Below are 24,025 nucleotides of genomic sequence, written 5' to 3' on the forward strand. Positions count from 1 at the left end.
GTTCCCAACCCGCATAAAAGTCAGCTGCATCAGCGCCATCACGGCGTATGAAGAGCGGCGCCTCCGTTCATGGCCATGTGCAGCACCTCGGCCAGGTGCAGCGCTCTCCGGCCCGTGCACTGGGCGATCTGCTCGCGGCAGCTGAAGCCGTCGGCAATGATCAGCGTATCCGCATCGGCCCGCCGTACCTCGGGAAGGAGCACACGCTCGCCGCATTTGACCGAAACATCGTAATGGCCTGCTTCGAAGCCGAAGGGGCCCGCCATCCCGCAGCAGCCGGCATTCAGGTCGCGGTGCCGGAGGCCCAGCGTATCGAGCATCGCGTTCTCGGCCTCCTTGCCCATGATCGCATGGTGGTTGCAGTGAAAATGCACGAGCGCGTTCCGCTCGAGCCTCGGCGGCTCGAAACCTTCCTCACGCAGGAACTCGCTCAGCAGAAAGGTCTGGCCGGCGAGCTTTCTCGCGTCCTCGTCCTCGGGAAACAGATTGACAAGCTCGTCGCGAAAGGCCGCCACGCAGCTGGGCTCGATCCCCACGAGCGGGATGCCCTCGCGGATTGCCGGTCGAAGATGCTCTAAGGTCTGCCGCCACAGCGATTTCGCGCGATCCAGCATCCCGATCGCATAAAGCGGACGGCCACAGCAAAGGGGACGTGGCGGGATCTCGACCCGATAGCCCGCGGCCTCGAGCACCTCCACCGCTGCCTGGCCGGGCTCCGGCGTCAGATAATTGGTGAAGGTGTCCGGCCAGAGCAGGACGCGGCGCTGGGCTGGGCGGCGATCTCCCTGGGGCACAGACCGCCGGCGGAACCATGCGGTCAGAGTCGGTGAGGCGAATGGCGGCATTTGTCGCTGGGGCGCGATCCCCCCCATTCGCTTCAGGACGCCTGCGAAAGGCTCGGTTCGCGTCATGGCGTTCACCACCCTCGGCATGTGGGAGGCGGCGCGCGCCCACCAGTAGATCAGGCCCATGCTGTACATGTGCATCGGCCGCAGCCGCCCCTTGTAGTAATGGGCCATGAACTCGGCCTTGTACGTGGCCATGTCCACATTGACCGGGCAGTCGCTCTTGCAGCCTTTGCAGGCGAGGCATAGGTCGAGCGCCTCGTGCACCTCCTCGCTCTTCCAGCCCTCCTTGATCGGCGGCCCGCCATGGAGCATTTCGAACAGGCTGCGGGCCCGACCGCGCGTGGTGTGCTCCTCCTCGCGCGTGGCCATGAAGCTCGGGCACATGACCTGTCCGCTCCTCATGCGGCATTTGCCGACGCCGACGCAGCGCGAGAGAGCGCGTGCGAAGCTGCCGCCATCTTCCGGATAGGCGAAGTGCGTATCGAGGTTCGGCGGCCGATAGCCGGGGCCCGCCCGCAGGTGAGCGGTGATGGGATAGGGATCGACCACCTTGCCCGGGTTCATCCTGCCCTGGGGATCCCAGATGGCCTTGAACTCGCGGAAGGCGGTCACGAGTTCATCCCCGAAAAGCTTCGGCAGGAGCGCGGCGCGCGCTTGTCCATCGCCGTGCTCGCCCGAGAACGAGCCGCCATAGCGGACCACGAGGTCCGCCGCGTCGTCCAGAAAGGAACGCCAACGGGCCACGCCCTCCGGTGTGCCGATGTCGAAATTGATCCGGCAATGGATGCAGCCCTGGCCGAAATGGCCATAGAGCGCGGCAGAGTAATCGTAGCGGTCGAACAGCGCCTTCAGATCGCGCAGATACTCACCCACCCGCTCCGGTGGCACGGCCGAGTCCTCCCAGCCGGGCCAGTTCTCCGCCCGGCCGGGAACGAAGGCCGTAGCGCCAAGGCCGGATTCGCGGATGTGCCAGATCGCCGTCTGCTCCTCGGGCTCGGTGATGAGGCGCATGGCAGGCGGGTGGTTCCTCTTGCCGAGCGCGTCCATCAGCTCGCGGGCCTGAGCCTGGGCCTCCGCGAGGGTCTCGCCACCGAATTCGGCCAGCAGCCATCCGCCGCCTTCGGGCAGCAGGTCGAGATCCTTCGTATGCAGCCCCTTGCGCCGCATGTTCTCGATCAGCCGGGCATCGATCGCCTCCAGGCCCACCGGGCCACTCGCCCTCACCTCGGGCACATGGTCGCCGGTGGCATAGACGTCGGGATAGCCGATCACCAGCATTGCCCGCGCAGGCGGGCTATCGACCAGCCCGACCGTCGCTTCCAGCACCGTCACGCAGGTCCCCTCGGTGCCGACCAGGGCGCGGGCCACATTGAACCCGTGCTCCGGCAGAAGCTGCGGCAGGCTGTACCCGGAGACCCGCCGCGGTATCTTCGGAAAGCGCTTGCGGATCAGGTCCGCATATCTGTCGCGCAGGGCCTTGAGCCCGCCATAGATCTCGCCGCGCCGGCCCCCTGCCCGGATGATCCGTTCCAGCTCGTCTTCGGGGGTCGGGCCCACCTTCAGGCGCAGGCCGTCATAGGTCAGCACCTCCAATTCGTGGATGTTGTCTTCCGTACGGCCGGAGCCGGCGCCCATCTTCTCCGCGAGCACCGAGTGCACGCCGCAGGAGTTATTGCCGACCATGCCGCCGATGGTGGCGTAGGCATGGGTCGAGGTGTCGAACGCGACCGTGAGGCCGTTCCGCTCCACCTCGTTGCGCAGATCATCGAAAATCGCCCCGCTCTCCACCCGGGCGCGCTTCTCCCCATAATCGATATCAAGCACCTGGTTGTGATATTTGGAGAAGTCGATCACCACCGCCACATTGCAGGTCTCGCCGGAAAGGCTGGTGCCGCACCCCCTCGGCAGGATCGGCGCGCCGTGCTCGCGGCAGCAGGCGACCGTCTGCACCGCGTCCTCGGCATCGCGGGGGATCACCACCCCGATCGGCACCTGGCGATAGTTGGACGCATCCGTTGAATAGAGCGCGCGGTCCTCGGCGCGGAACCGGACTTCCCCGCGGACACGGCGCTCGAGATCGGCGGCGAGCGCGGCGGCCGCTTCGCCCGAAAGACGTAATGGCGGCTCCGTGCGGATGAAGGACATGATATTCTCCTGTCGGGAAATCAGATGGCGTAACGGTGTGCTTCCCTGTCCCGGAATTCGAGCCCTAAGCCGGCTCGAGAGAGGTCGGGGCTGAGCGCCCCTTTCACCGGCGGGCGGGTGCCGTCGAACAGCATCTGTTCGATGCGTGCATGGTCGAAGAAGTGTTCAACATGGCGCGCATTGGGTAGCGCGCAGCAGGGATGGACATGCAGGGCGGGCGCCGTATGGGCCGAGAACGGAACGCCGAAAGCCTGGCAGAGCACGCCGGCCTGCATGAAGCCTGTGATGCCGCCGCAGCGGGTCGCATCGGGCTGGAGCACGTCAACCGCGCCCGCTTCCAGCATGCGGCGAAAGGAGAAGAGATCATGCCCATACTCACCGGCGGTAATCTCCATGCCGGCGGGCGCGCGGTCGCGAATAAGTCGCAGGCCCTCGAGATCGTCAGAGGAGACGGGCTCCTCGAACCAGCTCACGCCGTATTCGCGGAAAGCCTCGGCCTTGGCCAGCGCCTGCTTGCGGTCATAGGCGCCGTTTGCATCGACGAATAGCTCCGCCTCCGGCCCGATCGCCTCGCGCGCCGCCCGCACGCGGGCGACGTCATCGGCAGGCGTGCTCCCCACCTTCATCTTCACGCGGGTAATGCCCTGCTCGACCCACGCGCCGAACTGGCCCTGCAGATGCTCGATCGAGTAGGTCGTGAAGCCGCCGCTGCCATAGACCGGGATCGCCTCGCGCACCTGGCCGAGAAGGCTGACCAGGGGAACGGCCAAAAGCCTTGCCTTCAGGTCCCAGAGAGCGATGTCGACCGCCGAGATCGCCTGGAAGGCGAGCCCGGCCCGCCCGAGATTGCGCACGGCCGCGCTCATCGCCTCGAAGCAGCCCGTCACGCCCATGGCATCGCGCCCGACCGCCATTTCCGCGAGCTTCGACCGGATCAACGCGCCGGCCGACTCATGGCTATAGGTATATCCCAGGCCTTGCTCGCCGCCGCCATGGGCGCGCACCAGCACCATGGTCGTGGCATCCCAGCGCAGCGTACCGTCGGCCTCGGGACCCTCGGTCGGAATGCGGTACGCCGCGACGTCGATGGTCTCGATCTTCGCGCGTTTCATGTCTTGCTCCGCCAGCCACGGGCAGCGCGGTCACCGCCGTTCAATGCGGCTGATCGTTGACGTCCTGAATCTCGCCGGACCCTGGAGCTGTTCCGCTTTTCTTCGAATCGCGGAACCGCTCCAAGTTCTTGCTTGGTCGCATTTTCTTCACGCGAAGCGGCATCCACTTCGCTCGAAAATGCTCTAATGTCTGGTCGGCAACACGCCCTGCATGGCTTGCTTGACCGACTGCCAGACGATGCCGATCGCCTCCGGGTCGCCCTTCACCAGGGCCTGGGCGTATTTCTTCGCCTGCTCATAGCTGATATGCGGCGGCAGCGGCGGCACCTTCGGGTCGGTGAGCATGTCGAGCACGCATGGCCTGTCCGCCCTTAGCGCCTCATCCCACGCGGGACCGACCGCTTCGGGCGTTTCCACCCGGATGCCCCTGAGCCCCAGCGTTTCTGCATAACGCGCGTAGTCGAAGGCCTGCACATCCTGGGAAGCGGGAAATTTCGGGTCGCCCGCAAGCACCCGCTGCTCCCAGGTGACCTGGTTGAGATCGCCGTTGTTCAAGACGAGGATGACCAGCCGAGGATCGCTCCACCGCTGCCAATATTTGGCGACGTCAATCAGGCAGTTGTTGCCGAGCATCTGCATGGCGCCGTCGCCCACGAGGCCGATGGCGACGCGCTCGGGATAGGCGAATTTCGCCGCCAGGGCGTAAGGCACGCCCGGGCACATGGTCGCGAGCCCGCCGGACAGCGACGCCTTCATTCCGGATCTGAGCTTGAGGTCGCGTGCGAACCAGTTCGCCACGCTGCCTGAATCGGCGCTGATGATGCAGTTCTCCGGCAGCCGCGGCGAGAGCTCCCACAACACCCGTTGCGGGTTGATGGGATCGGCGGCAACCATGGCCCGCTCCTCGGTCACTGCCCACCAGTCGCGGACATTCTTCTCGGTCTCCTGCCGCCAGGAGCGGTCCGCCTTCCGCTTTAAATGGGGGATCAGCGCCTGCAGGGTCGCCGCGCTGTCGCCGACGAGATTGACCTCCATGGGATAGCGGATGGAGAGCATGCGGCCGTCGATATCGATCTGCACGCCGCGCGCCTGGCCCTCGGGCGGGAGGAATTCGGAATAGGGAAAGCTGGAGCCGACGACGAGCAGCGTGTCGCAGTCCATCATCAGGTCATAGCTGGGCCGGGTGCCGAGGAGGCCGATCGAGCCGGTGACGAAGGGCAGATCGTCCGGGAGCGCTGCTCTGCCAAGCAGCGCCTTCGCAACGCCCGCACCGAGCAGGTCGGCGACCTCCATCACCTCGGCGCTCGCATGAAGCGCGCCGGCCCCCACCAGCATGGCCACGCGCTCGCCGCCGTTGAGCACCTCGACCGCGCGCTTCAGTTCCGGCTCGCCCGGCACGTGCGCCGGCTGGGGATAGCCGATCCCGGAAAACAGGGCACCGTGCTGGCGTGGGGGAGAAGGCACCGCCTCCATCTCCTGCACGTCGTTCGGCACGATGATGCAGGTGACGGTGCGCTCGGCCAGCGCGATGCGCATGGCCCGATCGATCAGATGCCGCATCTGCGCCGGCTCGGTGCACATGTGGACATACTCGTTCGCCACATCCTTGAACAGCGAGATGAGGTCGACTTCCTGCTGGTAATTGCCGCCGAGGGACATCCGCTTCTGCTGCCCGACGACGGCGACCACGGGCGTGTGGTCGAGCTTCGCGTCGTAGAGACCATTGAGCAGGTGGATGGCGCCCGGCCCGGAGGTCGCCAGGCAAACGCCGGCCTCGCCGGTCCACTTGGCGTGTGCGCAGGCTGCGAAGGCGGCGATTTCCTCATGCGCGGTTTGGACGAATTCGATCTTGCCTTCCGCGCGGCCCAACGCGCCGAGTATGCCGTTGATCCCATCGCCGGGATAGCCGTAGATGCGCTTCACGCCCCATTCGCTGAAGCGGTCGAGCATGAAATCGCCAACCGTCTGAGCCATGACGTCCTCCTCGCAGGGTAGCAGCTTGGTTGTGAAGCCAACCGGGCCCGCTGTCCGAGGTTCCAGACACGGTCGATTTGCCATGCTTGCGCCGGCAGTTTGCGCGCGCCCGCAGTTCAGTGCTCCGGCCGGATGAGCACCAGGCCGCTCTCGGGGTCGTATCTCTTTTCGAGATGCGCGGGGTTCTCCGTGAGGATCACCTCGAGCGTCGGCCGCACGTGCGCTTCCGCCAGATGGCCGGCGAGCGCCGTTCCGTCACGCCTGCCGAGCACGGTGTGGATATGGATGGCCCGGCTGCCGTCGGGCGCGACCGCCACGTCGCCGTTGAGCGAGGCGACCTCGACCTGCTCTCCTACCGGATTGGGGATGTAGTCCTTCTTGTCCCAGTCGAAGAAGGTGATCACCGCGTCGCTGAACGCCCCGATCGCGGAGAACTGCGCGGCTGTCAGCCGCTCGCGATCGGCGAATTCCTGCAGCGCGGCCATGACCTCGTCTCCGGTCTCCAGAACGAGGGCATAGGTCCTCTGCCCATCATTCTCTGCCAAAATCCTGCTCTGCATCTTGCCACCTCAACCAGTGTTCACCTCGGAAATGAACGCCCACGTCTGTCAAACAGCATGCGTGGCGGTTGGTTTCAGCAAGACGTCGAATGTCATGGCGCGGCCGTCGCGCAAAGCCATGGCGAGTGGAACTCCCTTTGCGAGGTCCGAATTCCCACTCGAAGCCGTAGGGAACTTGAATGGGACTGCGCATAGAAGATTACGCGCTCATCGGCGATTGCCGGACCGCGGCCCTGGTCGGCAATGACGGATCGATCGACTGGCTGTGCCTGCCAGGCTTCGACTCGCCCGCTTGCTTCGCGGCCCTGCTCGGGGAGCCCGGAAACGGGCACTGGAAGATTGCGCCCAGCCAACCACCGAAACGCGTTAGCCGTCGATACCGACCGGAAAGCCTGGTGCTGGAGACGCTGTTCGAGACCGAAGATGGCGTCTGCAGGCTCACCGACTTCATGCCGATGACGAACGCTGCGCCGTCGCTTGTACGCATCGTGACGGGGCTCGAGGGCCGCGTCGATCTCAGGATGGATCTCGTCATCCGCTTTGACTACGGCCGGCTGATACCCTGGGTCAGCCGGGCCGATCACGAGCTCGTCGCCATCGCCGGCCCCGATCTGCTCGTGCTGCGCACGCCCGCCCGGCATCGTGGCGAGGATCTGAAGACCGTCGTCGATTTTGCGGTTGGTCCGGGCGACGAGGTTCCGTTTGTCCTCAGCCACGGTCCGTCCCACCACGAGATGCCGGGCCCAATCGATCCGCAAGCCGCGCTGGAGCATACGGAGACCAGTTGGCGCGACTGGGCTGCCCGATGCAACTACGAGGGCCGCTGGCGCGAGGCTGTCGTGCGGTCACTGATCACGCTCAAGGCGCTGACATTCAGTGCGACGGGCGGCTTTATAGCCGCGCCGACCACCTCGCTCCCTGAGATGCCCGGCGGCTCACGAAACTGGGACTACCGTTTTTGCTGGCTCCGGGACGCCACGTTCGGACTGCTGTCGCTCATGCAGGCAGGCTACCGCCAGGAGGCGGTGGCCTGGCGCGATTGGCTGGTGCGGGCCGTGGCTGGGCATCCCTCCCAAATCCAGCCGCTCTACAGCATCACCGGTGCCCACCGAATGGATGAGTGGCAAGTGCCCTGGCTGCCCGGCTACCGCGGAGCAACACCGGTGCGCGTCGGCAACGCCGCGTTTGCGCAGATCCAACTCGACACCTTCGGCGAGGTGCTGGACGCGCTCCATCACGCCCGCCGCTACGATCTCGCCCCGAGCCGGGAGAGCTGGTCTTTGCAGAAGGCCTTGCTCAGCTATCTCGAAACCCTGCGTGATGAGCCGGATCACGGCATTTGGGAAGTGCGCGGCCGCAAGCAGCATTTCACCCATTCGAAAGTCATGATGTGGGTGGCCTTCGATCGGGCAGTCTCAGCCGTCGAGGACTTCGATCTTGATGGTCCGGCCGACCGTTGGCGCAATCTGCGCGACAGCCTGCACGCGGAGATCTGTGAAAAGGCATTCAACCGGGATCTCGGCGCCTTCGTTCAGGCCTACGGGTCGAGCAATCTCGATGCAGCAACGCTCCTCATCCCGCTCGTCGGCTTCTTGCCGGCCAGCGACCCCCGCATGGTCGCCACCGTGGAGGCCATCGGCAAGCGGCTCGTGCGCGATGGCTTCGTCCATCGCTACGACACGCGCGAGGCGGAGGATGGCCTGCCGCCCGGCGAGGGCGTCTTCCTGGCGTGCACCTTCTGGTATATCGACAATCTCGTCCTGCAGGGCAGATATGATGAGGGCAGCCGCATGTTCGAGAAGCTGCTCGGCATCCGCAATGATGTCGGCCTCCTTTCCGAGCAGTATGATGTCGACGAGAGAACGCTCCTCGGCAACTTCCCCCAAGCGCTGTCGCATCTCGCCCTTATCGACACCGCCTACAACCTGCATGCGGCGCAGGGGCCCGCACGGGAACGGGCCAAGCACCGGCGGGGAATGATCCTGCAAGCGGCCGAGGCCGACCCTCGGGAAGGTAGGAGGTATCGTTTACAACGAGAACTATATAGTTTACATCGTCAACTAAATTGTGGCTGGCGCAATCGAGTGGACGACATTGTTGCTGGTCAGCCATTATCCCGCATGGACATGATGCCGCACGAGGTACCGAATGAACGCTGAATCGGAGGCGAAAACACTGAACGGGCAAGCCGCGGACCAGCGCCTCCGCGATGTGCGCGACCTGTTCTCGTTCCAGCTTCAGCGGCTTGCCGCGCTTTCCAGCCGCATCGCCGTTTTGTCCATCGGACCACGCTACCGGCTCACCGTGTTGGAATGGCGCGCGCTCGCGGTGCTCGATTATCTTGGCCAGGCGCCATTGCAGAAGCTCGCGACCCACAGCGGCCTGCTCAAGAGCCAGATGAGCCGAACCGTATCAGGGCTCATTCAGCGGGGGCTCATCAGCCGGTCGGAAAACCCAGAGGACGGCCGTAGCATCCTGTTGCGGCTCACCGGCGCGGGCAAGGACGTGGTGACGCGAATCCTTGCGGATTCCGAAATGCGCAACGAGAACATGCTTGCGGATCTCTCGCCGGAAGAGCGGGCGCAGTTGCAAGCCGCACTGAAGGTCGTGTTCGCGACCAGCCTTGCCTATTACGATCGCCTTCGTTCCGAGGTCTCTTCCGCGGACGCGGCAGCTTTCGGCTTCGAGCCGTAACCCTCTCCCTCCGAAAGCTCCTCTTCCTCGCTACCAATCGAGCGTCCACTTAGTTGACAATATGAACTATATAGTTTACGTTGTGAACAAAATGGGAGTGGGCGGCGTTGACGGAACAGGCGCAGATATTCATCGACGGCGCATGGACGGGCGGTGAGGCGGGCCGCTGTGGCGACGTCATCGATCCGGCCAGCGGTCAGGCCTTCGCCACCGTGGCCCATGCATCCCTGGCCGATCTCGACCGTGCCCTTAGGGCTGCGGCGCGGTCCTTCGCCGAATGGCGCACGGTTTCCTCCTACGAGCGCTCGAAGCTTCTCCGCCGCGCTGCCGACCTCTTGCGCCAGCGCACGGAAGCGATCGCCGCGCTCGTCACGCGCGAGCAAGGAAAGCCGCTCAGCGAAGCGCGGCTTGAGGTGGCGGGCTCGGCCTGGTACGCAGAGGAGGGACGCCGTGCCTATGGCCGGCTCATCCCAGCGCGTGCGCCGGGCATCCGCCAACTGGTGGTCAAGGAGCCGATCGGCCCGGTCGCGGGGTTCTCGCCCTGGAACTTCCCGGTCAGCCAGGCGGTGCGCAAGATCGCCGGCGCGCTTGCGGCGGGCTGCAGCATCATCATCAAATGCCCGGAGGAAACACCCTTCAGCTGCATCGAGCTGGTGCGCTGTTTTGCTGATGCGGGCGTTCCGGCCGGGGTGGTCAACCTCGTGTTCGGCGAGCCGGCGGAGATCTCCCAATATCTCATCCCCGCGCCACAGATCCGCAAGGTGTCCTTCACCGGCTCGATTCCCGTCGGCAAACGCTTGGGGATGCTGGCGGCGCAGCATGTCAAGCGCTGCACCCTGGAGCTCGGCGGGCATGCGCCTTTCATCGTCTGCGCCGATGCCGATCCGGAAGAGGCCGTAAAGCTCGGCATTGCGCTCAAGTTCCGCAATGCCGGCCAGGTTTGCGCCGCACCGTCACGCTTCTATGTGCATGAGCGGCACTATCGTCGCTTCACCGATGCCTTCGTTGCCGGGGCCGAGCAGCTCAAGGTGGGGCCGGGCACGGAGCCGGGCGTGAACATGGGCCCGCTGGCGAACGCCCGCCGGCTCGAAGCCATGGCAGGTTTCGTGGCCGATGCGGAGGCGCGCGGCGCCAAGGTGCTCACCGGCGGCCGGCGCATTGGCAATCAGGGCAATTTCTTCGCCGCCACCGTGCTGACGGACGTGCCGGAGGACGCGCGTCTGATGGTAGAGGAACCCTTCGGGCCACTTGCGCCGATCGCGCGGTTCTCTGACCTCGACGATGTGATCGCCCGCGCCAACAGCCTGCCTTACGGGCTCGCCGCCTTCGCCTTCACCCGCTCGGAGCGCAATGCCACCTATCTCGGCGACAGGCTCGAGTCCGGCATGGTGTCGATCAACCACTTCGGCATTGCCGCGCCCGAGACGCCCTTCGGCGGCGTCAAGGAGAGCGGCTATGGCAGCGAAGGTGGGTCCGAAGGGCTCGAAGCATTTCTACAGACCAAGTTTATCAGCCAAGTCGGCCTGAGAGAGGCGGCAGCCTAGCCGCCGAAGAGTTCGGTCGCATGCTGGCAATGCCGGCAACCAAGGGAGGGAAAGACATGAAGGAGCGTAATTACCTGAGGAGGGGTTTGCTCGCCGCCATGGCGCTTGCCGCCATGGCCAGCATGGCGGCTGCCCAGGAGACCACGATCACGCTGGCCGGATTCGGCGGCAATCTCCAGGCGGATCTGAGCAAGACCCTGTTCGTCCCGGCCGCGGAGAAGGCCGGGATAAAACTGCGCGAGGAATCCCACGATGGCCTCGCCGGCGTTCGGGTGCAGGTTCAGTCGGGATCACCGGGCTGGGATGTCGCGCATCTCGGCGCGGAAGACTGCGCCATCGGCGCGAAGGAAGGCTTGTTCGAGCCCATCGACTACGCGGTCGTGGACGCGAAGGGGATTTCCGAGAATGCTCGCGGCGAGGATTGGGTGGGGACCAACACCTATTCCGTCGTGCTTGCCTGGCGCACCGACAAATACGGCGACAACCCGCCCAAGAACTGGAAGGACTTCTGGAACGTCGAGGCCTTCCCCGGCCGTCGCGCCCTCAGCGTCTATCCGCAGGAGATGATGGAGATCGCGTTGATTGCGGATGGCGTGCCCTTGGACAAGGTCTATCCGCTGGACGTCGAGCGCTCGCTCGCCGCGCTCGAACGGATGAAGCCGAATATCGGTGTCTGGTGGACCTCCGGCGCGCAATCCGCGCAGCTGATCAAGGACGGCGAGGTCGACATGCTGGCCATCTGGGGAAGCCGCGTGGCCGGCGTTATCGCCGATGGCGCGCCCGTGAAGTTCACCTACCAGGACGGCATCCTCGGCTTCGGCTGCGTGGCCATTCTGAAGGGCTCCGAGAACGTCGAGGCAGCGCAGAAGTTCATCGCCGGGGTCGTGTCGCCGGAAATCCAGGCGCGTATCCCTACTATGATGAGCTATTATGGCCCGACCAACAGCCGCGCCTTCGAGGTCGAGAAATTCCCGCCCGAGGTGCTCGCGCAATCGAACGCCTCGCCCGAAAACGCGGCCAAGCAGCTGGTGCTGCAGCCCGCCTGGTGGGCGGACAACAACCAGGACGTGAGCGAGGAATACAAGAACCTGATCATTCAGTAATCGCGTGCGAGGTGGATGGCAGCCATGCCGGGCAAGGTTTCAATCCGCAAGGTCAGCAAGACCTATGGCGCGTTCACGGCGCTGGATGACATCTCCCTCGACATCGCGGCGGGGGAGTTCCTGACGCTGCTCGGGCCATCGGGGTCGGGTAAGACCACCTTGCTCAATGTGCTCGCCGGTTTCGTGCGGCCTGACCGCGGGAGTGTGATGGTCGATGGCGTGGAGTTCCTGGCTTTGCCGCCGAACAAGCGCAATGTCGGCATGGTGTTCCAGAACTACGCGCTGTTCCCGCATATGGATGTGCAGGAAAATGTCGGCTATCCGCTGCGCCTGCGTGGCGTGAGGGGCGCTGCGCAGGCGGCGCGGGTGCAGGCAGCGCTCGACATGGTGCAGATGGGGCATCTCGCCTCCCGCGGGATCAACGCGCTCTCAGGTGGCCAGCGTCAGCGGGTGGCGCTGGCCCGGGCCATCGTGTTCGAGCCCTCGATTCTCCTGATGGACGAGCCGTTGTCGGCCCTGGACAAGAAGCTGCGCGAGCATATGCAGCTCGAGCTGAAGCGTCTGCACCAGCGGCTCGGCACCACAACGGTCTATGTCACGCACGACCAGCGCGAGGCGTTGACCCTGTCGGACCGGATCGCGGTGATCAATGACGGCAGGGTGGTCCAGCTGGGCACGCCGGACGACGTCTACAACCGGCCCGTCAACAAATTCGTCGCCGACTTCATCGGCGATACCCATTTCGTCCCCGTTGATATCAGCCCGTCGGGTCCTGCCCTGCAGGGCCGAAGCCTGGACATGCGGGAACCCTGGACCGGGGGCGAGAAGCCGTGGCTGGTCGTCCGGCCGGAACGGCTGAGCTGGCGAGAGACCGAGGGCAGGCCGTCCAACCGCATCGACGCAACAGCAACCGGCGTCATCTATCAGGGAGACAGTTACCTCGTGTCGCTGCGGCTGCCCGAGGGCATCGAGATCGACCTGCGCCGTTCGCCCGAGCTTGCCGGCGAACGACTGCCCGAGCCGGGAGAGGACATCTCCCTCTGGCTCGATCGCGAGCACACCATCCTGGTGGCGGACCGGCCATGACGATGCCGCTTCTCATGGAAGGCACGGCCACCACCACCCGCACGCTCAATGAACCGCTGCTCAAGCGCCAGGAACTCCGCGAGCGGGCCGCGCTTTGGTCGCTCTCGCTTCCCGGCGCGGCGCTGATCTTCATCGTGCTCGTTCTGCCGATAGGCTGGCTGTTCTGGCTCTCCTTCTTCGATGCGGCCGGCGAGCCGTCACTGGTGAATTACCAGCGTATGCTGCGCTCGGTTTATGTGAAGACTTTCATCACCACCTTCGAGGTGGCGGGTCTCGTGACCGTGCTCTGTGTGCTGCTCGGCTATCCCGTCGCCTATCTCCTGTCGCAGGTTTCGCGCCGCACGGCCACCATTCTCCTTGTGTTCGTCATGCTGCCGTTCTGGACGTCGGTGCTCGTGCGGACCTATGCCTGGCTCGTGCTCCTGCAGCGCACGGGGCTCATCAACAGCTGGCTCGTCGGCAGCGGACTGATCGATGAGCCAGTCCCCCTTGTCCACAATTTCTTCGGCACCGTCGTCGGCATGGTGCACATCATGCTGCCCTTCCTGGTGCTGCCGCTCTATGCTTCGATGCGCGCGATCGACCCGGTGCTCGTGCGCGCCGCCGCCAATTGCGGCGCCTCGCCCGCGCAGGCTTTCCGCCAGGTCTTCCTGCCGCTGTCGCTGCCGGGCCTTGCTGCGGGTGTCGGCCTCGTCTTCGTGCTCTGCCTCGGCTTCTTCGTCACGCCGGCGCTGCTCGGCGGCGGGCGCGTGCCCATGTGGGCCATGCGGATTGCCGACAACATCGCCGTCTATGGCAATTGGGGCGCAGCGAGCGCTCTCGGGGTGGCGCTGCTTGTGGTCACCGGGCTGATCCTTCTCGCGCTGCGCCGGCTGTTCAAGGTCGACGCCATGGGCGGAGGCCACTGATGCTGAACCAGCCCGCCACCGCCACCCAAATTACCCATCTGCAGCGCCTCTGGCTCTATGGGCTGGTGGGTGCCGTGCTCCTGTTCCTGATCGTGCCGTGCCTGATCGTCGTGCCGATGTCCTTCTCCGGCAGCCAATATCTGGAGTTCCCGCCGCGCAGCTGGAGCCTGCGCTGGTATGAGGCCTATCTCGCCTCGCCGGAATGGCGTGCGGCGACCTCCGTCTCCATTCGCGTGGCGTTGATCACCACCGCGCTCGCCACAGCATTGGGCACCCTCGCGGCCTACGGGCTCGTGCGGGTGCGCAGCGCGCTGGTGACCGCCGGGCGCGCGGTTTTCATGCTGCCCATGCTGGTGCCGTTGATCCTCGTGGCGATCGGCTGCTTCTTCGTCTATGCCCGTCTTGGGCTGAACAGCACCATCACCGGCCTCGTGCTCGCCCATACGGTGCTGGCGCTGCCCTTCGTCGTCATTGCCGTGTCGAGCGGGCTCGCGAGCTACGACATGAATCAGGAGCGCGTCGCCCAGAGCCTCGGCGCCTCGCGGCCATGGGCGTTCCTCACCGTCACCCTGCCGCAGATAAAGCTGTCGGTGGTCTCCGGTGCGCTGTTCGCCTTCGTCACCTCCTTCGACGAGGTCGTCGTGGCGCTGTTCGTTTCCAGCGGGGAGACCGCGACGCTCACCCGGCTGATGTTCGCCAACATCCGCGACCAGATCGACCCGACGGTTGCGGCGATCTCGTCCCTGCTCATCGGGCTGTCGATCCTGCTCCTGCTGGGATCGCAGCTTCTGCAGCGCGCCGGAGACAGCAGGCAATGAGGCCGGAGGTCACCATTTGCGAGTGCTTCGCGCGCGACGGCCTCCAGCACGAGCCGGAGTTCGTGGCGACCACGGACAAGATCGCTCTGATCGACGCCTTCACGACCACGGGCTTTCCGCGCATCGAGGCCACGAGCTACAGCCATCCCGAGCGGGTGCCCGCCTTTCGCGACGCGAGCGACGTGCTCGCCGGCATCTCGCGCAGGCCGGGTGTCTGGTATAAGGCCACATGTCCGAACCGCAATGCGGTCGAGCGTGCGCTCGCCGACCTCGCGGCCGGCCGAGGCGCCAACGAGATCAGCCTGCTCGCCTCGGCCACGGAAGCGCATACCGAGCACAATCTGCGCACGAGCCGCGCGGGCCAGTGGCAGCGCATCGAAGAAATGGCGCGAATAGCCGGCGGTCGCTTCCGGCTGGTCGGTGTCATCTCCGTGGCGCTCGGCTGCCCGTTCGAGGGCGCCGTCGACCCCCACAGGGTGGCCGAGGACGCACGCCGCTTTGCCGCCCTGGGCGCTCGACTCGTCACCATCGGCGACACGACCGGCCTTGCCACGCCATCCAGCGTCCGGCGGCTGTTCCGCATCCTGCGCGAGCAGGCGCCCGAGGTGAGCCCGATCGCACATTTCCACGATACGCGCGGCGCTGCCCTCGCCAATTGCCTTGCCGCGTTCGAGGAAGGCTGCCGCCATTTCGACTCGTCGTTCGGGGGCGTGGGCGGCCATCCCGCTGCGATCCGCTACGGCGAAGGCCACACGGGCAACGTGGCGACCGAGGATCTCGTCAACCTGCTCGAGGCGGAGGGGATTACCACCGGTCTCGACCTTGACCGAGTGATGGCGGCCTCGCGCCTTTGCGAGCAGGTGCTCAAGCGCGAGCTCGACAGCAAGGTGGCGCGCGCCGGCTTCGGCGGGCTTTCGCGCGGGAAAATGCAACATGCCTGAAGGAATAGCGGTGAAACCACTGATCGTGGAGGATCGGGGGCCTGTGCGCATCCTGCGCATGAACCGCCCCGACAAGCTCAATGCGCTGAATACGGAGCTCACCCAGGCCCTGCTCGACGGGCTGCTGGAGGCGGATTCGACCGAGGGCGTGCGGGCCATCGTGCTGGCCGGCGAAGGGCGCGCCTTCTGCGCCGGCGCGGATCTCTCGGAGTTCAAGGAGCTCACGCCGGAGCGGCAGCACCTCGTCGTGACGCGCGCTGACCTCACCTGCCGACTGCAGTCGCAGCTGCAGCGTTCATCGAAACCCATCGTCTCGGCGGTGCAGGGGGCGGCGCTTGGCGGTGGGGCCGGGCTTGCCATTGGTTGCGACATGATGGTGGCGGCGAGCGATCTCAAGTTCGGCTATCCCGAACTCAGGCACGGTATCGTGCCGGCGCTGGTGATGACCGGCCTGCAGCGCCAGCTCGGCCGCAAGGCGGCCTTCGAGATGATCAGCCTCGGCCGGTTGATCGGCGCGGAAGAGGCGAAGACGCTGGGCCTCGTCAACCGGATCGCCGCGCCTTCCGACATTCTTGATGTCGCGCTGGAGATCGCCGAGGCTTGGGCCGCGGCCAACCCGCGAGCCATGGCGGCGGCCAAGGGCCTGTTCTATCGCGTGGCGGACCTTCCTTTCGATGCGGCCATGGCCGCCGGCCGCGACGTCAACGCGCTGATGCGCGGCTTTCGCGAGGCCGCCGGATGAAGCCGCTGCAAGGCCTCAATATCCTTGATTTCACGCGCGTGCTCGCGGGGCCCATGGCCACGCAGATCCTGGCGGAGCTGGGCGCGGACGTGATCAAGATCGAGCGGCCGGGCACGGGCGACGAGACCCGCAGTTTCGAACCCAGGGTCGAGAGCGGCGACAGCGGCTATTTCTTCGCCTTCAACCGCGGCAAGAAATCGGTGACGCTGAATCTCAAGTCCCCGCGCGGGCAGGAGATTGCCCGGGCGCTTGCACGCGGCGCCGACGTGGTGGTTGAGAATTTCCTGCCCGGCGAGATGGACCGCTTCGGGCTGGGCTATGAGCAGCTCGCAGCGGAGAACCCGGGCCTGGTCTATGTCTCCACCACCGGCTTCGGCCAAACCGGCCCCTATAGCGACCGCAATGGCTACGACACCGTCTTCCAGGCGCTCTCCGGCGTGATGGCGCTGACCGGCCATGCAGATGGCCCGCCGGCAAAGGTCGGGGTTCCCTTCGCCGACTTGACCTCCGGCCTGTGGGTCGCGATCGCGATCCTCGCCGGCGTGCTCGGCCGCCAGGCATCGGGCAAGGGCACGCGGGTTGACCTTTCCATGCTCGATGTGCAGGTCAGCATGCTGACCATCGCCGCTGCCCGTTATTTCATTCTCGGCGAGGACCCGCAGCGCAGCGGCACCGAGCATCCCGGCCGCGTGCCATCGGCCGCCTTTCCCTGCGCCGATGGCAAGTGGTTGCATATCAGCGGCAGCGACCAGCACTGGCGCGCCATCTGCCGGGTGCTGGAGCTCGACGACCTCGCCGCCGATCCGGAGCTTGCGCACAATACTGGCCGCGTGGCTGCCCGTTCCCGGGTGATGGCGGCCATGGGCGAGGCGATCGCGCGACATCCTCGCGATGCGCTCGCCGAGACCTTGCGCGCGGCCGGCGTACCGGCGGGCGAGGTCAATACGGTGGTGGAGACACTGAACGACCCACACGTGCAAGCGCGCGGGCTTGTCGATGCTTTCGATCATCCCCGAGCCGGGCGGGTGAGGGCGCTGCGCACGCCCGTCCGCTTCACCAGCTTTGACGATCCCGAAACCGCCGCGCCGCCGCTTCTCGGGGCCGATACCGATGCGATTCTGGGGCACCGGCTCGGGCTTTCAGATGCGGAGCTTTCGGCCTTGCGCGCAGAAGGAGTGATATGACCATGACCGACGAAGCGCCGGTCCTGCTGGAGCGCGACGGCACCATTGTCCGCGTGGTGCTGAACAGGCCCGAGGCGCGCAACGCCCTCAACCTGCCTATGTGCTTGGCGCTGCGCGAGGCCTTCGAGCGCATCGATGGGGATCTTGAGATCCGTGCGGTGCTGGTGGAGGGGAAAGGCGACGTGTTCTGCGCTGGCGCGGATATGAAGGAGCGCAAGGATCGCGATGCGATTTGGATCCGCCAACGGCGCATTGCTGCCTTTCAGGCTTACGCGGCCATCGAGCGCTGTACACGGCCGGTGATCGCGCTCGTTCAGGGCCCGACCGTGGGCTCCGGTGGCGAGATCGCCATGAGCTGCGATTTCGTGGTCGCGGCCAGCAATGCGAGCTTCCGCTTTCCCGAGGCACATTGGGGGACGGTGGGCGCCACCCAGCGCCTGCAGCGCGTCATCGGCCGCTCGCGTGCGAAGGAGCTGCTGTTCACCGCCCGCCAAATGCCGGTGGAGGAAGCGGTCACGCTTGGTTTGGTGGCACGCATTGTGGAGCCGGAAGTCCTGGCCGAGACGGGGCTCGCCCTGGTGCGCCGGATTGCGGAGGCGCCACCGCTTGCCATGGTACTGACCAAGCAGGCGGTGGAACTCGGTGCTTGCGCCGATCTCGATGCGGGCATCAGGATCGAGCTCGCCGCCATTGAACGCCTGCTCGCCGATGGCGGGTGGAAGGCGAGCATCGATAATTTCGTCCGCACCGTCGGGGGCAAGGGCGACGCGACGGACTGATCCGGAGACACGCGGTATTGCCGGCCACCCGCCAGGACAGGAGAACCACATGAACCTCATCGCCAATTCGCCTTCGGCGCGCGACATCGCCTATCAGGTGCACCCGCAGACCAATATCCGCCTGCACGAGGCGGGCGGCCCGCTCATCATTGCGCGCGGCGAGGGCGTGTACGTCTTCGACAACGATGGCAAGCGCTATCTCGACGCCATGGCCGGCCTCTGGTGCGTGTCGCTCGGCTATTCCGACACTGCCGTGAAGGAGGCGGTGAAGGCGCAGATCGACGAGCTGCCCTATTTCCATCTGTTCGCCCACCGCTCCAACAATCCGGCCATCGATCTCGCCCAGCGTCTCATCGAGAAGGCGCCCGGCATGTCGAAGGTGATTTTTCAGAGCTCCGGCTCGGAGGCCAACGACACGGCGGTCAAGCTCATCTGGTACTATTGGAACGCGCGCGGCAGGCCGGCGAAGAAAAAGATCATCGCTCGTAAGCGCGCCTATCACGGCACCGGCATCGCGTCGGGAAGCCTGACCCACCTTCCCAATATTCATCGCGAGTTCGATTTGCCGATCGATCGCTTCCTGCATACGACGTGCCCGCATTTCTATCGCGAGGGCAGACCGGGCGAGAGCGAGGCGGCGTTTGTGGAGCGCTTGGCTGGGGAGCTCGAAGAGCTGATCCTGGCGGAGGACCCGAACACGGTGGGCGGCTTCTTCGCCGAACCGGTCATGGGCACGGGCGGCGTGGTGGTGCCGCCCGAGGGCTATTTCGAGGCGATCGGCAAGGTGCTGAAGAAATACGATATCCTCGCCGTGTCGGATGAGGTGATCTGCGGGTTCGGCCGTACGGGCAGCTATTGGGGCGCCGACGCCCTCGGCTTCACGCCGGATATCCTGACCTGTGCCAAGTCGCTCTCCTCCGCCTATCTACCGATTTCCGCGGTGTTGGTGTCCGAGTCGATCTTCGAGGCCATGCGCGGGCAATCGGACAAGGTGGGGGTGTTCGGCCATGGCTATACCTATGGCGGCCACCCGGTTTGCGCCGCGGCGGCTGTTGCGGCGATGGATCGCTACGACGCGCTGCAGACCACGCGAAACGCGCGCGAGACAGGGGCCTACCTGCAGGAGCGCCTGCAGGCGCTGGCGGCGCATCCGCTGGTGGGCGAGGTGCGCGGCATCGGCCTGATGGCGGGCGTCGAGTTCGTGCGCGACAAGGACACGAAGGCGCCCTTCGATCCGGCGCTGGCGGTGGGCGCTGCCTGCTCGAAATTCGCGCTCGATCGCGGCCTCATCACGCGCAACCTCGGCGACACCATGTCGTTCTCACCGCCGCTCATCATCACGCGCGCGGAGGTCGACGAGATCGTCTCCACCTTTGCGACCGCCTTGGACGAGACGCTTGCCTGGGCCAGGGAGAAGGGCCTGAAATAGCTCATGCCCCTCCTCTTCAGGCACCGGAGGTCGCGCGAAAGCCTTCCATGAAGCGGATGAGGTTGAGCCCGAGGATGGGCGAGGGATAGCCGCCCTCCTGGATGATCACCGTCGGCCGGCCGATGGCGCCCAGCATTTCGCCCATGCGGGCAAAGCCATCGCTCGTCACGCGCATGCAGGCGAAGGGATCGGCCTCCGAGGCGTCGAGCCCGAGCGGGAGGATAACCATATCAGGGGAAAAGTCGCGGGTTGCCGCAATCCCTTCTTCGACGGCGGCGAGGTAGGCCTCGTCGCCCGAGAGCGGGGCAACCGGCAGGTTGAGGTTGAATCCCTCGCCAAGCTCCGCGCCGCGCTCGTCCGCGTAGCCCGCATAGAACGGAAACGTTGTCGACGGATCGGCGTGCACCGAGATGGTCTGCACGTCCGGTCGGCCATAGAAGATCGCCTGAGTGCCGTTGCCGTGGTGAACGTCCACGTCGAGGATGGTGACGCGCTCGACCGAGCGTCTGGCGCGTGCTGCGGCGATCGCCCCATTGTTGAGAAAACAGTACCCGCAGGCCATGTCGGGATAGGCGTGATGCCCCGGCGGCCGGCAGAGCGCGTAGGCCGCCGGCGCGCCGTCGAGCACGCGGCGAGTGGCCTCGAGGGCGCTTGCGGCGCTGGCCAGCACGGCCGGCCACGTATCCTCCACCAGCACGCTGGCCGCGTCGTTGATGTAGTAGCCGGCGCGTCCGAGCAGATCCTCCGGCAGCCGGCGCATATAGGGGCTGATATGCAGGCTGGGCCGCAGCTCGACACTGTCGGGAAACCGCTCCTTCCAAGCCGCAAACCCCGTCTCCAGAAAATGCAAATAGCCGCGGTCGTGAATTTCTTGGATCACGTCCATCGCCGCCGGTCCGGGCTCGACAATGGCCGAGGTGCACTGCTTCGCTGCCTCGAGCAGGGCCGAAAGCCGCTCGGGTGTCTCCACGGCGTCAATCAGCCTCCCGCCGGAAAGCCGGGTGCGCACGCGATGCCCGAGCTCGTGTTCATGAAAAACGGTGATCATTTATCCTCCGCATCCGGCTCACGGCAGGGCCGCCGCGCTCGCGTCGCGCAGCCCTTTCTCGCTTCGTTGACACGAGGCCGCACGGGCCGTTTGATGCAGGTGGCCACAGATCCAGGGAGAGCGAATGTCCGAGCAGAACACCGTGCTCGTCAGCGGCTATGCCCAAGCGCCGAGGGGCACGGGCATGGCGGAGACCATGACATGGATCGGTGTCGTGCTGGAGGTCGACTGCACCACCCACGCCATCGTCGCCGCGGATGCGACCTTCATCACGGATCTGGCGCGTGACTTCCTGCGCCGCACCATCATTGGCTACAAGCTGACGGACGGCCTGGAAGGACTGCTCAAGCTGGTGGACAGGAAAATGCATACGCCCTCAAAACACGCGCTTCAGGTTGCGCTGCAGGCCGCCTTCCAGCGCTATGTGGAATTCCGACAATCGGGCAAGGGCTGAGCGGCACTCGTCGACGAGCCGCTCCGTCAGCGCTGCTGCGCCGGGCAGATCCCCGATGAGACCGGCGCTCTGACCGGCCTCCAGCTTGCCATTGTCGACGTCGCCTTCAAGCGCGGCGAGCTTGAGTGAGCTTTGTGCAAAAATGCCTCGCCGCACCTCGATATCGGCGCCGGCCGCCTCGCTCTCCAGGTAACGCGCTGAAAAGCGGTTGGCGATCATCCGGATCGGCGACAGGCCCTTGCCGACCAGGGCCGTGTCCGCGATGCCCGCCGCGAGCACCGCCTGCTTATAGGCATCGTGCACGCCCGCCTCCCGCGTGGCGAGATAGCGCGTGCCCAGCTGGGCTGCGTCCGCGCCCAGCGCCAGCATCGCGGCGATGCCGGCCCCGTCGGCAATCCCGCCGCCGGCAATCAGGATCGCCTCGGGCGCAGCCTTCGCGACCGCCCGCACCAGCACAAGCGTCGAGACCTGATCCGGCGGCGGATGTCCGCCGGCCTCGCCACCCACCACCACGATGGCATCGACACCGGCCTCCAGCGCCTTCAATGCATGGCGCTCGGAGGCGACCACGTGGATGCACTTCACCCCTGCCGCCTTGAAGCGCTCCACATACTGCTTCGGCCCACCCTGCGAGGCGATCAGGATCGGTGCTTTCTCTTCGAGCACGATGTCGAGAACCTCGCCAGCCCGCGGCCGATAGAGCGGGACGTTGACGGCGAAGGGGCGGTGGGTCGCCTGTTTCAAAGCGCGCAGAGCGGCACGGAAATCCTCGACGAACATCGGTCCGGCCGCGAGCACGCCGAGGCCGCCGGCATTCGACACCGCCGCCGGCAAGGCGACGTTGGACGAGGCCCAGCTCATGCCGGCCTGGACGATCGGATAGGCAACCCCGAACGCCTCGGTGAAGCGCGTTCTCATGATGTCACCTCCGGGCGGGCGAGGCCGAAGTGCTTCAGCGCATGCTCGATGAGCAGGCGCTTGGGAACCTTTGCACTTGCCGTCAGGCCGATCGCATCGAAGCTCTCGATCACCGCGATGTGCCTGGGCATCTTGAAGCCGGCGAGCCGTGCGCGCGCCCATTCCGTCAGTTCCTCGGCGGTCAGGACCTCGCCCTCGCGCGGTACCACATAGGCGCCCGGCACCTCGATCAACCGCGGATCCGGCAAGGCAAAGACCTGCGCCTGCCGCACCTTGGGATGGCCGTTGAGCACGTCTTCGACCTCAGCCGGCGCCACATTCTCCCCGCCCACGCGGATGAGCTCCTTCAGCCGGCCCACGAAGGCAAAGCGCCCATCGGCGCGCATCACGCCGATATCGCCCGTCTTCAGGAAGCCGTCGGGCGTGATGGTGGCGCGAGTCGCCTCGGCATTGTTGTAGTAGCCCTTCATCACGCACCAGCCGCGCACCCGGATCTCCCCGCGCTCGCCTGCAGGAAGCGCCTCATCGGTTGCGGGATCGCAGATGCGCACCTCAAGCCCCGGATGCGGCCGCATCCAGCCGGCGATGCGATCGTCCAGCGGATCGCGGTGGTCCGAAGCCAGAATGTTGGGCGAGGCTTCCGACAAGCCATAGGCCGTGATCGTTTCGGTCGCGCCAAACGCCTCCACGATGCGCTTCATGATGGTGGGACTGACGGCCGCCCAGCCGCCCCGCAGGGTATAGCCGCGCGGCCGGAACTCCGGGCTGTTCAGCATCATCAGATACATGGTGTCGTTTCCGGAGGTGAGCGTGCAGCGCTCCCCGGTGATAAGCTTCAGCGCATCTTCGCCGGTGAAGCGCTTCATCGTGACCAGCGTGGTCATGTGAACACTCGCCAGCACCACGGCGAGCGTTGAGCCTGCCACGTGGAAGAAGGGGCGCGCGCTCAAATAGCGGTCCTGCGGCCGCACGCCCATGCGCAGGCCGACGAAATACGCATCCGTCACCATGTTGCGATGGGTGAGCAGCACGGCCTTCGGAAAGGATGTGGAGCCCGAGGTGAACTGGATAAGGGCGGCGTCATCCGGTGCGGGCGGCGCCGGAAGCTGGTAGCCGCGGCCATGCTCGAGAAAGGCCGTGAAGGTCTCGCAAGCGGCGGGGGCGGCGCCGATGACGACCACTTTCGCCAGTGCCGGCAGCTCAGGCGAGGGAAGAGCACGGTCCACACCCGGACAGATCTGCCGGAGCACCTTAAGAAAATCGATCTTGAGCAAGCTTTCGACGGTGATCAGCAGGCGTGCATCGGACAGCTTCAGCTGGACCGCGATCTCGGCGGGCGACAGCCGGGTGTTGATCGGCACGCAGACGGCACCGATCCTGACGATGCCGTAGAAGACGGCCACCCATTCGACCTCGTTGCCGGCGCAAAGCGCCACGTGGTCGCCCGCCCTGATGCCGGCCCCCACGAGCGCCCGCGCGACGCGAAGGCTTTCGTCCTGTAGCGCCGCATAGGTGATGCGGTTCTTCCCCTCGACCACCGCTTCGCGCGCCGGCTCCCGTTGCGCCGCCCTGTCCAGGGCGGCTGGGATGGTCGCGGGAATATCGGGAAACCGGTCGCTGACCGATAGGTCCGAGCTGTGCTCCATGGTCACTTGGCGCCTCTCCAAATAAAAAACCGGCGGTGCCATGGCGCTTTCGCCAAAGCATCCGCCGGTTTGAATTCCTTCACATGCGCCGT

20 protein-coding genes are annotated in these 24,025 nt (G+C 65.8%); 13 read left to right on the plus strand and 7 right to left on the minus strand.

Annotated elements, in window-relative coordinates; genetic code table 11:
- Positions 1–38: 38 nt before the first annotated feature.
- The 4 genes from E4P09_RS05580 to E4P09_RS05595 all read right to left on the minus strand — a co-directional run bounded on the left by E4P09_RS05580 (position 39) and on the right by E4P09_RS05595 (position 6,639).
- On the minus strand, positions 39–2,993 hold the full coding sequence (locus E4P09_RS05580; RefSeq protein ID WP_137388545.1) for an FAD-binding and (Fe-S)-binding domain-containing protein: 2,955 nt from the start codon (positions 2,991–2,993) through the stop codon (positions 39–41).
- Between the two features lie 20 nt (positions 2,994–3,013).
- Positions 3,014–4,105, minus strand: a complete 1,092-nt coding sequence (locus tag E4P09_RS05585; RefSeq protein ID WP_137388546.1) for an enolase C-terminal domain-like protein — start codon at positions 4,103–4,105, stop codon at positions 3,014–3,016.
- Positions 4,106–4,288: 183 nt separating this feature from the next.
- Positions 4,289–6,079: a thiamine pyrophosphate-requiring protein gene (locus E4P09_RS05590; RefSeq protein WP_137388547.1), complete on the minus strand. Its 1,791-nt coding sequence runs from the start codon at positions 6,077–6,079 to the stop codon at positions 4,289–4,291.
- Between the two features lie 116 nt (positions 6,080–6,195).
- Positions 6,196–6,639, minus strand: a complete 444-nt coding sequence (locus tag E4P09_RS05595; protein WP_137388548.1) for a PPC domain-containing DNA-binding protein — start codon at positions 6,637–6,639, stop codon at positions 6,196–6,198.
- Positions 6,640–6,818: 179 nt separating this feature from the next.
- Here E4P09_RS05595 and E4P09_RS05600 point away from each other — a divergent pair, with 179 nt between their 5' ends.
- The 12 genes from E4P09_RS05600 to E4P09_RS05655 all read left to right on the plus strand — a co-directional run bounded on the left by E4P09_RS05600 (position 6,819) and on the right by E4P09_RS05655 (position 19,867).
- A complete protein-coding gene (locus tag E4P09_RS05600) occupies positions 6,819–8,798 on the plus strand; it encodes a glycoside hydrolase family 15 protein (protein WP_137388549.1) in 1,980 nt (659 codons plus the stop codon).
- Positions 8,788–9,333, plus strand: a complete 546-nt coding sequence (locus tag E4P09_RS05605) for a MarR family winged helix-turn-helix transcriptional regulator (RefSeq protein ID WP_137388550.1) — start codon at positions 8,788–8,790, stop codon at positions 9,331–9,333. The genes E4P09_RS05600 and E4P09_RS05605 overlap by 11 nt, the downstream gene beginning before the upstream one ends.
- A gap of 107 nt (positions 9,334–9,440) precedes the next feature.
- Positions 9,441–10,877, plus strand: a complete 1,437-nt coding sequence (locus E4P09_RS05610) for an NAD-dependent succinate-semialdehyde dehydrogenase (protein ID WP_137388551.1) — start codon at positions 9,441–9,443, stop codon at positions 10,875–10,877.
- Between the two features lie 56 nt (positions 10,878–10,933).
- Positions 10,934–11,980, plus strand: a complete 1,047-nt coding sequence (locus E4P09_RS05615) for a polyamine ABC transporter substrate-binding protein (RefSeq protein ID WP_170984246.1) — start codon at positions 10,934–10,936, stop codon at positions 11,978–11,980.
- Positions 11,981–12,004: 24 nt separating this feature from the next.
- Positions 12,005–13,066 (plus strand): ABC transporter ATP-binding protein, encoded by a 1,062-nt coding sequence (locus E4P09_RS05620; protein ID WP_137388553.1) that lies wholly within the window; start codon positions 12,005–12,007, stop codon positions 13,064–13,066.
- Positions 13,063–13,974 (plus strand): ABC transporter permease, encoded by a 912-nt coding sequence (locus E4P09_RS05625; protein ID WP_239025032.1) that lies wholly within the window; start codon positions 13,063–13,065, stop codon positions 13,972–13,974. Before E4P09_RS05620 ends, E4P09_RS05625 begins: the two co-directional genes overlap by 4 nt.
- On the plus strand, positions 13,974–14,792 hold the full coding sequence (locus E4P09_RS05630) for an ABC transporter permease (protein ID WP_137388554.1): 819 nt from the start codon (positions 13,974–13,976) through the stop codon (positions 14,790–14,792). Before E4P09_RS05625 ends, E4P09_RS05630 begins: the two co-directional genes overlap by 1 nt.
- Positions 14,789–15,733 (plus strand): hydroxymethylglutaryl-CoA lyase, encoded by a 945-nt coding sequence (locus tag E4P09_RS05635; RefSeq protein WP_137388555.1) that lies wholly within the window; start codon positions 14,789–14,791, stop codon positions 15,731–15,733. The genes E4P09_RS05630 and E4P09_RS05635 overlap by 4 nt, the downstream gene beginning before the upstream one ends.
- Complete coding sequence (locus tag E4P09_RS05640; protein WP_137388556.1) at positions 15,726–16,475, plus strand: enoyl-CoA hydratase/isomerase family protein; 750 nt, start codon at positions 15,726–15,728, stop codon at positions 16,473–16,475. The genes E4P09_RS05635 and E4P09_RS05640 overlap by 8 nt, the downstream gene beginning before the upstream one ends.
- Positions 16,472–17,659 carry a CaiB/BaiF CoA transferase family protein gene (locus tag E4P09_RS05645; RefSeq protein WP_137388557.1) on the plus strand — a complete coding sequence of 396 codons (1,188 nt, stop codon included), beginning with the start codon at positions 16,472–16,474 and terminating at the stop codon, positions 17,657–17,659. The genes E4P09_RS05640 and E4P09_RS05645 overlap by 4 nt, the downstream gene beginning before the upstream one ends.
- Positions 17,656–18,438, plus strand: a complete 783-nt coding sequence (locus E4P09_RS05650; RefSeq protein WP_239025033.1) for an enoyl-CoA hydratase/isomerase family protein — start codon at positions 17,656–17,658, stop codon at positions 18,436–18,438. The genes E4P09_RS05645 and E4P09_RS05650 overlap by 4 nt, the downstream gene beginning before the upstream one ends.
- 49 nt (positions 18,439–18,487) lie before the next feature.
- The gene (locus E4P09_RS05655) at positions 18,488–19,867 is read left to right on the plus strand and encodes an aminotransferase (RefSeq protein ID WP_137388559.1); all 1,380 of its coding nucleotides are present in this window, start codon (positions 18,488–18,490) and stop codon (positions 19,865–19,867) included.
- Positions 19,868–19,883: 16 nt separating this feature from the next.
- On the opposite strand, the gene E4P09_RS05660 is transcribed toward E4P09_RS05655, so the two are convergent.
- Positions 19,884–20,915 (minus strand): histone deacetylase family protein, encoded by a 1,032-nt coding sequence (locus tag E4P09_RS05660; RefSeq protein ID WP_137388560.1) that lies wholly within the window; start codon positions 20,913–20,915, stop codon positions 19,884–19,886.
- A 124-nt stretch (positions 20,916–21,039) separates the two neighbouring features.
- On the opposite strand from E4P09_RS05660, the gene E4P09_RS05665 reads away from it, so the two are divergent.
- Positions 21,040–21,369: a DUF3870 domain-containing protein gene (locus E4P09_RS05665; protein ID WP_137388561.1), complete on the plus strand. Its 330-nt coding sequence runs from the start codon at positions 21,040–21,042 to the stop codon at positions 21,367–21,369.
- Here the strand turns inward: E4P09_RS05665 and E4P09_RS05670 are convergent.
- Together E4P09_RS05670 and E4P09_RS05675 are read right to left on the minus strand one after the other, a co-directional pair.
- Positions 21,292–22,287, minus strand: coding sequence for an NAD(P)H-dependent flavin oxidoreductase (locus E4P09_RS05670; RefSeq protein WP_137388562.1), 996 nt, complete (start codon positions 22,285–22,287; stop codon positions 21,292–21,294). The genes E4P09_RS05665 and E4P09_RS05670 overlap by 78 nt on opposite strands.
- The gene (locus E4P09_RS05675) at positions 22,284–23,933 is read right to left on the minus strand and encodes a class I adenylate-forming enzyme family protein (protein WP_137389255.1); all 1,650 of its coding nucleotides are present in this window, start codon (positions 23,931–23,933) and stop codon (positions 22,284–22,286) included. The genes E4P09_RS05670 and E4P09_RS05675 overlap by 4 nt, the downstream gene beginning before the upstream one ends.
- Positions 23,934–24,025: the final 92 nt, after the last annotated feature.

Source organism: Rhodoligotrophos defluvii (assembly GCF_005281615.1).
In the GTDB taxonomy this organism is placed as follows: domain Bacteria; phylum Pseudomonadota; class Alphaproteobacteria; order Rhizobiales; family Im1; genus Rhodoligotrophos; species Rhodoligotrophos defluvii.

Excerpts from the sequence above, each read along its gene's own strand:
- E4P09_RS05635 (WP_137388555.1), top strand. The coding sequence starts at position 14,789 with ATGAGGCCGGAGGTCACCATTTGCGAGTGCTTCGCGCGCGACGGCCTC.
- E4P09_RS05665 (WP_137388561.1), top strand. The coding sequence starts at position 21,040 with ATGTCCGAGCAGAACACCGTGCTCGTCAGCGGCTATGCCCAAGCGCCG.
- E4P09_RS05670 (WP_137388562.1), bottom strand. The coding sequence starts at position 22,287 with ATGAGAACGCGCTTCACCGAGGCGTTCGGGGTTGCCTATCCGATCGTC.
- E4P09_RS05600 (WP_137388549.1), top strand. The coding sequence starts at position 6,819 with ATGGGACTGCGCATAGAAGATTACGCGCTCATCGGCGATTGCCGGACC.
- E4P09_RS05590 (WP_137388547.1), bottom strand. The coding sequence starts at position 6,079 with ATGGCTCAGACGGTTGGCGATTTCATGCTCGACCGCTTCAGCGAATGG.
- E4P09_RS05675 (WP_137389255.1), bottom strand. The coding sequence starts at position 23,933 with ATGGAGCACAGCTCGGACCTATCGGTCAGCGACCGGTTTCCCGATATT.
- E4P09_RS05660 (WP_137388560.1), bottom strand. The coding sequence starts at position 20,915 with ATGATCACCGTTTTTCATGAACACGAGCTCGGGCATCGCGTGCGCACC.
- E4P09_RS05595 (WP_137388548.1), bottom strand. The coding sequence starts at position 6,639 with ATGCAGAGCAGGATTTTGGCAGAGAATGATGGGCAGAGGACCTATGCC.
- E4P09_RS05605 (WP_137388550.1), top strand. The coding sequence starts at position 8,788 with ATGAACGCTGAATCGGAGGCGAAAACACTGAACGGGCAAGCCGCGGAC.
- E4P09_RS05615 (WP_170984246.1), top strand. The coding sequence starts at position 10,934 with ATGAAGGAGCGTAATTACCTGAGGAGGGGTTTGCTCGCCGCCATGGCG.
- E4P09_RS05630 (WP_137388554.1), top strand. The coding sequence starts at position 13,974 with ATGCTGAACCAGCCCGCCACCGCCACCCAAATTACCCATCTGCAGCGC.
- E4P09_RS05625 (WP_239025032.1), top strand. The coding sequence starts at position 13,063 with ATGACGATGCCGCTTCTCATGGAAGGCACGGCCACCACCACCCGCACG.
- E4P09_RS05620 (WP_137388553.1), top strand. The coding sequence starts at position 12,005 with ATGCCGGGCAAGGTTTCAATCCGCAAGGTCAGCAAGACCTATGGCGCG.
- E4P09_RS05640 (WP_137388556.1), top strand. The coding sequence starts at position 15,726 with ATGCCTGAAGGAATAGCGGTGAAACCACTGATCGTGGAGGATCGGGGG.
- E4P09_RS05650 (WP_239025033.1), top strand. The coding sequence starts at position 17,656 with ATGACCATGACCGACGAAGCGCCGGTCCTGCTGGAGCGCGACGGCACC.
- E4P09_RS05645 (WP_137388557.1), top strand. The coding sequence starts at position 16,472 with ATGAAGCCGCTGCAAGGCCTCAATATCCTTGATTTCACGCGCGTGCTC.
- E4P09_RS05580 (WP_137388545.1), bottom strand. The coding sequence starts at position 2,993 with ATGTCCTTCATCCGCACGGAGCCGCCATTACGTCTTTCGGGCGAAGCG.
- E4P09_RS05655 (WP_137388559.1), top strand. The coding sequence starts at position 18,488 with ATGAACCTCATCGCCAATTCGCCTTCGGCGCGCGACATCGCCTATCAG.
- E4P09_RS05585 (WP_137388546.1), bottom strand. The coding sequence starts at position 4,105 with ATGAAACGCGCGAAGATCGAGACCATCGACGTCGCGGCGTACCGCATT.